The 9,222-nt window shown below is 34.9% G+C and carries 10 protein-coding genes; all 10 read left to right on the top strand.

The annotated features are described in order from the left end of the window. A partial coding sequence (locus tag GA0061080_RS11095; RefSeq protein ID WP_091125623.1) for a TPM domain-containing protein occupies window positions 1-708 on the top strand: 708 nt, incomplete at its 5' end. Between the two features lie 390 nt (window positions 709-1,098). After that, entirely contained in the window at window positions 1,099-1,428 is a 330-nt protein-coding gene (locus GA0061080_RS11090; RefSeq protein WP_209435825.1) for a PRD domain-containing protein, read from the top strand. Window positions 1,429-1,475: 47 nt separating this feature from the next. Next, complete coding sequence (locus tag GA0061080_RS11085) at window positions 1,476-1,844, top strand: SFCGS family glycine-rich protein (protein ID WP_091125620.1); 369 nt, start codon at window positions 1,476-1,478, stop codon at window positions 1,842-1,844. A 13-nt stretch (window positions 1,845-1,857) separates the two neighbouring features. After that, a complete protein-coding gene (locus GA0061080_RS11080) occupies window positions 1,858-2,154 on the top strand; it encodes a DUF4312 family protein (RefSeq protein WP_091125617.1) in 297 nt (98 codons plus the stop codon). Window positions 2,155-2,174: 20 nt separating this feature from the next. Continuing rightward, the gene (locus tag GA0061080_RS11075; protein WP_091125613.1) at window positions 2,175-2,927 is read left to right on the top strand and encodes a DUF4311 domain-containing protein; all 753 of its coding nucleotides are present in this window, start codon (window positions 2,175-2,177) and stop codon (window positions 2,925-2,927) included. Between the two features lie 15 nt (window positions 2,928-2,942). Then, complete coding sequence (locus tag GA0061080_RS11070; protein WP_091125608.1) at window positions 2,943-3,596, top strand: DUF4310 family protein; 654 nt, start codon at window positions 2,943-2,945, stop codon at window positions 3,594-3,596. 58 nt (window positions 3,597-3,654) lie between these two features. Further along, the gene (locus GA0061080_RS11065; RefSeq protein ID WP_091125604.1) at window positions 3,655-4,809 is read left to right on the top strand and encodes an amidohydrolase/deacetylase family metallohydrolase; all 1,155 of its coding nucleotides are present in this window, start codon (window positions 3,655-3,657) and stop codon (window positions 4,807-4,809) included. Next, entirely contained in the window at window positions 4,787-5,926 is a 1,140-nt protein-coding gene (locus GA0061080_RS11060) for a DgaE family pyridoxal phosphate-dependent ammonia lyase (protein WP_091125601.1), read from the top strand. Before GA0061080_RS11065 ends, GA0061080_RS11060 begins: the two co-directional genes overlap by 23 nt. After that, complete coding sequence (dagF, locus tag GA0061080_RS11055) at window positions 5,926-6,666, top strand: 2-dehydro-3-deoxy-phosphogluconate aldolase (protein WP_091125597.1); 741 nt, start codon at window positions 5,926-5,928, stop codon at window positions 6,664-6,666. The genes GA0061080_RS11060 and dagF overlap by 1 nt, the downstream gene beginning before the upstream one ends. Then, window positions 6,667-8,589, top strand: a complete 1,923-nt coding sequence (locus GA0061080_RS11050; RefSeq protein ID WP_091125594.1) for a BglG family transcription antiterminator — start codon at window positions 6,667-6,669, stop codon at window positions 8,587-8,589. Window positions 8,590-9,222 lie beyond the last annotated feature (633 nt).

Here is a 9,222-nt window from a genome sequence, read left to right as displayed (position 1 = left end):
AAACTTGATAATGAAACCGTAGAGCAATACGCAGATAGAGTCTTTATTCAATGGAAAATCGGTCGAAAAGGACAAGACAATGGTATTTTATTACTTATTGTTAAAGATGATAAACGCATGCGCATTGAGGTTGGTTATGGGCTTGAAGGAACTATTACCGACCTAGTTGCCAGTAAAATTATTCGTGAACAATTAGCCCCACAATTTCGACAAAATAACTATTATCAGGGTATTGATAATGCCTTATCTGTGCTAAAACAAAAAATCGATAATCCTGCCCTGAAATGTGAAGATAATGAACAAGGCCTTAACCTTAACCTGTTATTTTCAGAAGATTTTACTTCTATGTTGAGTAAGTATGCGCTGGTGTCATTTCTTATTTGTTTTGTACTTGCCAAATTATTGTATCGTAAAGATAAAAGCAAACAATGTTTACGTACTGGTTTATTTAACGCATTATCTGTTACTGGATTCACCCTTTGGCATGTGCAATATATACTTGAGATAGCATTTTTGATGTTTGTTATAATGTTTGTCGTATTTTGTTTGAGTACCATGGTTAGCGGCTTTTTAACTCCCGGCGCTGGCGGAAGAGGAGGAAATAGTCGCGGAGGAAGTGGTGGTTTTGGTGGTTCTAGCGGAGGTGGCGGCTTTAGCGGCGGCGGTGGAGGCCGCAGTGGTGGCGGTGGTGCCTCAGGTAGCTGGTAATATAATTAATCCCACCAAAAACATCTAATTAAATATCAATGGCTAAAAAATAGTCAGAAAGAGTTTTGATTTTGTTGAATTTTTTTTGATTTATTTTTAGGCATTTTAATAGAGGTGTAAATAGATTTTTCCTGTCTATCTTAGATTGAGAGTTTTTAATCGAAAAATAAATTTAACTTATTTTATGATCTAACTCACAAAATTGAACATAAATTCAATTTGCAAATTATCAATTTAAGAATAATAACATCTGACTATTACTGTATTTAGCTCATCTTATAACAAATTTCCTGTTACTGCAGGAAAAAGTCTCTATCCACATTAAGTTTTATTTGCATTAGGCTTAAATCATCTAATCCCCCTTAGCAAAATAAGAGATCTGTATTAGTTATGACCCAAATACAATTTTGTATGATCGAAGATAGCCTTGATCCTGAATGTGTTACCGAACAAACCATTGACATTATTAATGGTTGGTTAGTTCAGCACCAAATTACCCAAAATGATATGCAAAAAGCAATGTTACTATCACATGTAAAAGCGATGGTAACACGTGCTAAAACCTTAGAAAAATTACCAGAAGTTGATCCAACTTTGTTTGAGGAGCTGTCAGAAGAGTCCTTAGAGCTAGCACGAAAAACAGTAAGCTTATTCAATAGTTTACCAATGGAAGAAGCTTATTTATTAGCGGTGCATTATGAAGTGGCTAAAGCAAATTAAAACAAATACTAGACATTCTAAAATGAAAATTAAATAGGAGAAGTATTATGACTGAAGTCGTTATTGTCATTGGCGATAGAATGGGAAAAGGGCAAAAAATTGCGGAGGGAATTAATTCGGTAGAAGGTTGTCGCGCAATTGTCATTCCAGGTATGGCTGCAGATATGAAATTAGGTGACGTAATGAATAAAGAAAATGCCGATTTGGGGCTTTCTTTTTGTGGTAGTGGAGGCGCTGGTGCGATTACTGCACAAAATAAATATGGTTATCCACAACGTCATGGCATGCGTTCTATCGAAGAAGGTGAAACGGCAATTAATGAGGGATGTAAAGTACTAGGCTTTGGTTTTATGGATACAGAAGAATTAGGACAACGTGTAGCAAAAGCATTTCTAAAAAAATATCCACGTTCATAAACGGTAAATAAGAATGAAAAAAACAGAACAGATACTTGTTAGAGTGAAAGGTCATGGTGATTCTAAGCAGCGAGCTTTTGCTGTAGCTTTAAGTCAGGTTCAGAAAGAAGTACTCAAAAACACTAATACTATTATGTTGCGAATAGAACCAATTGACATTCAAGTTGTATCAGCAATAGAACAGATAACAACAGAATGTTTTTTGTTTATCTTTTTACCAAGGAAAAAGACATTTTATGAAATCACGCTTGATGTATCTGTTAACGTAATTTTTATTGATTTAAATGATATTAAATTTACTTCTAAATAACATAACGTAAAAGGGAAGTTATGGAAATTTTAATTATTGCATTCAAGTCTATTATTATCGGCGGACTTTGTGGTTTTGGGGTTGGTGCAGGAGCTGCTCGCATGTTTCATGCGCCAACTTATCAAGGGATGGGGGCGTTTCGGACATTAGGTGAACTTAATTCTTGTGAAGGTGATCCTGCAGCGCACTTTTCATTTGGTTTAGGGTTCTTTTTTAATGCGTGGGCGTCATCGGTTGCGGCTGGATCTTTTACTCAAGATGTTGATCATCGCATCATTCCAAACTGGGGTGGAGCTTTATTGATGATAAAAAATCGTAATCTTGCAGAAACCTTACATGATCCTAAAAAAATGGCATTTGCTTGTGCATTTATTGGGATGATTGTGGTGTTATTTTTAAATACAACCACCTCGGTTATTCCTGATTCGCTAAAAATTACTGCAACGAAGGTTCTTGTTCCTGCCGCTAACTTGCTAGTTGCAACTGTTATGCCCGTTATTTTCTGGTTAGCCGCACTTGATGCTGGGCGTCGTAGTGGATTTTGGGGAACGTTATTTGGTGGGCTTGCGCAGTTAATTATGGGCAATGCAGTACCTGGGTTGGTGTTAGGTATATTGATTGGCAAAGGTGTAGATGATAGTGGCTGGAACCGTGTGATGAAAATCATGTTAGTTGCTGTCATTATTTTATTTGTTATGAGTGGATATTTCCGTGGTTTTGATATGAAGATGATTAACTCTTTTAGAGATGGTCTATCTTATTGGTTTAAATAGTATAGGGAAAAAGTTATGAATACAGGAACAACGATTAATAAAAGTTTTTGGTATGCCGATTGGTCATTCCCTATTATTTGTGGATTATTGTCTGCTGGGATTTTTGCAGGAACGCATACTTTTTATGTTTATGGTATTGGTGCATTTAATGAAATCGCTTTTGTCGCCATGCTTAAATCAGGAATGACAACCGGCGATTATGGCGCTGTTGCGGCTTTTGGTGCTAGCTTTTTGTTTGCCCGTGTTATTGAAGGTTCATTGGTCGGTATTTTAGATATCGGTGGTGCATTGCAAACAGGTATTGGGCTTGGTGTACCTGCGTTACTGCTAGCTGGCGGCTATACTTTACCAGTTGAAAATTTTTTTGTAGCGTTAGTAACCGGATTGATATTAGGTGCGCTTATAGGCTTAATTATTATTCTTATCCGTAAATTCACCGTCAATAGTGGTGGTGGTTCAACTTTTGGTGCTGATGTCATGATGGGAGCAGGTAATGCATCAGGACGATTTCTTGGCCCTATGATTATTTTATCTGCGATGGTTGCTTCAATTCCTATTGGTACCGGTTCATTACTGGGGGCGCTACTTTTTTATGTATGGAAAAAACCAATCACAGGTGGATCTATTTTAGGTGCTATGATTTTTGGCGGTATATTCCCAATTTTATAATATTAGTTATTCCCCTCTGTAATTTATTAAATTGCAAAGAGGGGATTCGGAATAAATTATGTATGATTTAATTATAAAAAATGCCAAACAAATTGATGAATCAGTAAAAGATATTGCTATTCATCATGGAAAGATCGTTGCGATTGCAAGTTCTATTACAGACCAATCTGAGCGTGTCTTAGATCTACAAAATAAGCACTATGTTAGTGCTGGATGGATTGATTCTCATACTCACTGCTTTGCTCATTCACCTATTTATTACGATGAGCCTGATTTGATCGGCGTTAAGGCTGGTGTCACCTCGGTAGTTGATGCAGGTAGTGTTGGTGCGCTTGATATTGATGAATTTTATCAATTAGCGCAACAAGCTAATACTCATGTTTATTCCTTTCTAAATATTTCGAAAATAGGGCTAATACGACAAAGTGAACTTGCCAATATGGGTGATATTGATGTGTCTTTGTTTGATGCAATGCTAGCGAAATACTCTAATTTTATTATTGGAATTAAAGTTAGAATGAGTCGTAGTGTTGTTGGTAAAAATGGAATATTACCATTGATTAAAGCTAAAAATATGCAAAAAAATAGTGGTTTACCTTTAATGATCCATGTTGGTAATAATCCTCCAGAGCTTGATGAAATTGCTGATTTGTTAACAAAAGGTGACATTATTACACATTGTTTTAATGGTAAACCCAATCAAATCTTTGATAAACAAAATAAACTGCGTGGTTCAATTAAACGAGCAATTGAACGTGGTGTGATATTGGATGTCGGTCATGGTGGTGAAAGTTTTAGTTTTTCAGTAGCAGAACGTGCTAAATGCTTAGATATTTATCCTAATACTATTAGCTCTGATATTTATTCTAAAAATCGTTTACAGGGACCAGTTTTTAGTTTAGCAAATGTGATGACGAAGTTTATCTGTCTTGGTTATAGCAGAAAAAGAATCATTGATAGTGTGACGAAAAATGCGGCACAAATTTTGCAGCTTAAAAATAAAGGAGTTTTATCGGTTGGTTATGATGCAGATTTGACTATTTTTGATATTAAACAGCAAGCGGTTTCATTATTAGATTCAGAAGGTAAAGTTAGGCAAAGTGATGAGCAATTTGTTCCTCTAGCCTCTATTATTGCTGATGGTAGGAATCATTTGATACGAATTGAAATAACAGAAGAAGGTAGTAAAAATGAGCTCAGAATCTCAAACTGAAAAAGATGTTTACAGTAAATATAACCTAAAAAAGGTAATTAATGCATCAGGACGAATGACAATTTTAGGTGTTTCAACGCCAAGGCCTGAAGTGGTCGATACGGTATCTCATGGGCTAAATGAATATTTCGAAATTAAAGATTTGGTTGATAAAACCGGTCAATATATTGCTAAATTGCTCAATGTTGAAAATGCGGTGGTAGTATCATGTGCTTCTGCTGGTATTGCCCAAGCTGTTGCGGGATTAATTATCAAGGATGATCACGATTTGTTATTTAATTTACATTCATCTGACAAATATGTCCCCCGTGAAATCATTGTGCCTAAAGGTCATAATGTTAATTTTGGTGCACCAATTGGCACAATGGTTTCATTAGGTGGCGGTATTGTGGTTGAAGCGGGTTATGCTAATGAATGTAAACCAGAACATATCGAATCTTTAATTAATCCAGACACAGCAGCTATTTTATATGTTAAGTCTCATCATTGTGTGCAAAAAAGTATGCTATCAATTGCGCAAGCAGTTTGTATTGCTCAAAAACACAAAATTCCATTAATTGTTGATGCTGCAGCTGAAGAAGATTTACAAACATATTATCAACAAGGTGCCGATTTAGTTATTTATAGCGGAGCAAAAGCGATTGAAGGGCCTACCAGCGGTTTAGTTGTTGGTCGTCAACAAGCTGTCGAATGGGTAAAACTTCAGTCACAAGGTATTGGCCGACCAATGAAAGTAGGAAAAGAAGGTATTTTAGGATTAACAAAAGCTATTGAACTTTATATTACTGATAAAAAGACTGAAACAGGACAGCAAATGGTGACTAAAATGACCCCATTTATTGAAAATTTAAATGCACTTGATGGAATATCAGCCAGAGTGGTTTGGGATGGAGCTGGACGCGATATTGCACGAGCAGAAATAACGTTTGATGCAAGTGTAATAGGTAAATCTGCAATTGAGATAGTTGACTTGATGAAAAAAGGCGAAATTGCAGTGTATTTCAGAGAATATAAAGCCAATGAAGGTAAAGTTGATGTCGATGTCCGTAGTGTTACATCAGCACAACTCGATATTGTTTACAGCAAAATTAAAAATATTATTCAAGGAATAAAATAATGCAACTGATTCCCAATTACTATAATGATCGTGTTTGTTTAAATGTATTGGCTAATTCTATTGATAATGCTAAAGCTATTTATGAAGCGGCAAAAACACATGTTGTCGTCGGTGTTTTGTCTAAAAATTATCTAGATAATGCCTCAGCTATTGCCGATATGAAAAAATATGCTTTAGCGATTGATAATGCAATTTCGGTTGGGCTTGGTGCAGGTGATCCAAATCAGTCAATTATGGTGTCTGAAATTTCAGCGGTACTTCAACCACAGCATATTAACCAAGTTTTCACTGGTGTTGCAACTAGCAGAGCATTATTAGGGCAAAAACAAACTGTTATTAATGGTTTAGTTTCGCCGACAGGTAAAGTTGGTTTAGTTAATATTGCAACTGGACCTTTAAGCTCAAATTCCCCAGCAGGAGTTATTCCAGTGGAAACGGCTATCGCTTTATTGAAAGATATGGGCGGCAGTTCAATAAAATATTTTCCCATGGGTGGACTAAAACATAAAGATGAATTTGAGTATGTGGCTAAGTGTTGCGCTGAGTACGATTTCTATCTTGAACCGACAGGTGGAATTGATCTAGATAATTATGAAGCAATTTTAAAAATTGCCTTAGATGCAGGTGTAAAAAAAATTATTCCACACATCTATAGTTCTATTATTGATAAAGCGACAGGAGCAACGCGAACCAATGATGTCAAACAACTTTTAGCTATCACACAAAAACTAGTAGGATAAATGATGTCATCTAAAGTGCTTTTCTCTTATCAGCGATTAGCGTATTTATTTGATACTATAAAAAAAGAGACACTACCTCAGCAAGAGTTAGCTAATCGCTTTTCAGTATCTACTCGCACCATTCGTACTGATGTTTCAGCACTTAACGATGTTTTACGTAGTTATGGTGCTCAGGTTGATTATACTAAAAATATAGGATATCAACTTGTAGTAACCGATCCTGTCAGTTATGCTCAATTGCCTATTACTCAAGCAATTGAGCAAGTACCAAGAACTAGTAAAGAAAGGATTTCGGCTTTATTGATTGCTTTTTTAACACAGTCCAATTCTGTGAAATTGGATGATATCGCTGATGAGTGGTTTTTAAGTCGCAGTACTTTACAAAATGATGTTATCGAGGTTAAACAATATTTAGATAAGTACAATTTATCTCTTGAAAATCGTCCTTATTATGGGATGTACTTAGTTGGCGAGGAGTCATCAATTCGAGCGTGTTTAACTGATATATTGTGGCAACGTCATATGGCAGAAGATACTATAAACGTAAACAGGCTTCGTCAGACGATATTAAATGATATTGATTTAGATTATCTTGAAAATATTTTACAAAACCAACTTGAACGTTTTGAACTAAAGCTAAATGCTGAAGGGCAGGGATATTTGCTTTACAGTTGCGCTGTATCTATCACTCGTATTACTCAAGGTTATGAGCTGCTTGAATATCAAGTTGATCAAATTAATACAACAGTTATTAGTGCTGCACGTGAAATTTCAGAAGAGTTTTCATATTTTTTAGGCAGTGTACTTTGTGATGCGGAATTTAATTATCTGTGTGTACAAATTATTTCTCGAATAATAACAGAATCCCCAAATCAAGCAAAAAGTTTGGCGTTAGTTGAGCATATATTATCTTATATTAATGATACATATCACTATAATTTATGGGATGATACTAAATTACGCCAAGATATGCTGATTCATACGTCATCAATGTTATCTAGGATAAAATATCAAATCAGAACAACCAATCCTTTATTGCATGAAATTAAACAATATTACCCATTTGCTTATGATATTACGCTTTCTGCATTAACTAATACAGAAAAGTATACTGAATCTAAAATGACAGAGGATGAAATCAGTTATTTAGCCTTGCATATTGGTGTAGCATTGGAGCGAAATTATAGTGCAGGGCATGAAAGATTTGCACAAATTCTATTAGTTAGTGAACTCAGTAACTCAACCTTGCGTATGGTTGAATCAAAAATTAAGAGAGATTTTCCGCATATCCAAATTAATCGTACACTTTCCTATCGAGAGTATGAGCAATTAACACAGATAGAAGAGGATTTTGTTGTATCAACTGTTCGCTTAACCGAAAAAGACAAACAAATTGTCAAAATAGCACCATTTCCGACAGCTTATCAGCTTGAACAATTAGGCCGATTGGCAATGGTTGATCGAAAAATGCCTTATATTATTGAACGTTTTTTTGATGAAAAGTTTTTTATTATTATTGATAAACCAATGACACAAAAAGAGATTTTTAAAAGTATTTGTGTAAGGCTTGAACAATCAGGATATGTTGGTAGTGATTTTTATCCATCAGTTGTTGAGCGTGAAGAAATAGTCTCTACATTATTAGGTGAAAATATTGCCATTCCTCATTCAGTTGGATTGTTGGCAAAAAAAACTGTAGTTACGACTATTTTAGCACCACAAGGGATTGTTTGGGATAAAAATGAAGTTGCACATGTTATTTTTTTATTAGCAATTAGCAAAGATGAATATGAAGATGCTATGCGAATATATAATTTGTTTGTAAACTTTGTCAAAGAAAAGTCTACCAAACGTTTATTAGATAGCAGAACTTTTGATGATTTTCGAGCGATTATGAAAGATAGTTTGTGTCGATTATCATGATAAATAAAATGTAGAAAAACATGAGTTACTCACACTTTATGGTTTAAACAATCCTCTAAAAACGCATAAGGCGTTTTTCCTCAAATCGCTTTATGGGGTTTAATGGTATTATAAAAATTAATAAAGCGTTTGAGCTTTTGTTGTCTCTCTTTTGAGTATTTGAATATTTGTTAATTATGCCACCGCTTAATTAATCACATTTTCCCACCAAAAGGTCAAAACACTCAAAACCAACCAGATCCACCAAAAAAATAACCACTTGGTTTAACTAAAAAATAAAAAAAGTGCCAACAATTAAGCAAAGCTCAAAAAAATCCCTAAAAAAGATTGTTAAGTGTATTTTTAGCGGTTACACTTAAAACCGAGTTAGCTTACTTAATGAGCTAGTAAATATAAAAATTGAAATAAAACAAATTATTATTTGACAGGTAAACCATAATGAAGTATCATGTTAAACACCAAACACCAAACACCAACACTGGCAAACCTACCTTTTAAATTTATCAAGTAACACCATTAGGCCTGTTTTTACGCTTTCCTCGCTTATATTCTCGACATTCTCGCTTAAATCATCACTAAAATCATTTTCAAAAATTGTATTACTGGCACTGCCGTTATTGTCATATTCATGGG

Source organism: Gilliamella intestini (assembly GCF_900094935.1).
Taxonomy (GTDB): Bacteria; Pseudomonadota; Gammaproteobacteria; order Enterobacterales; family Orbaceae; genus Gilliamella; species Gilliamella intestini.
The sequence above is the reverse complement of the archived record's forward strand: the minus strand, read 5'-3'. Positions and strand labels throughout refer to the sequence as shown.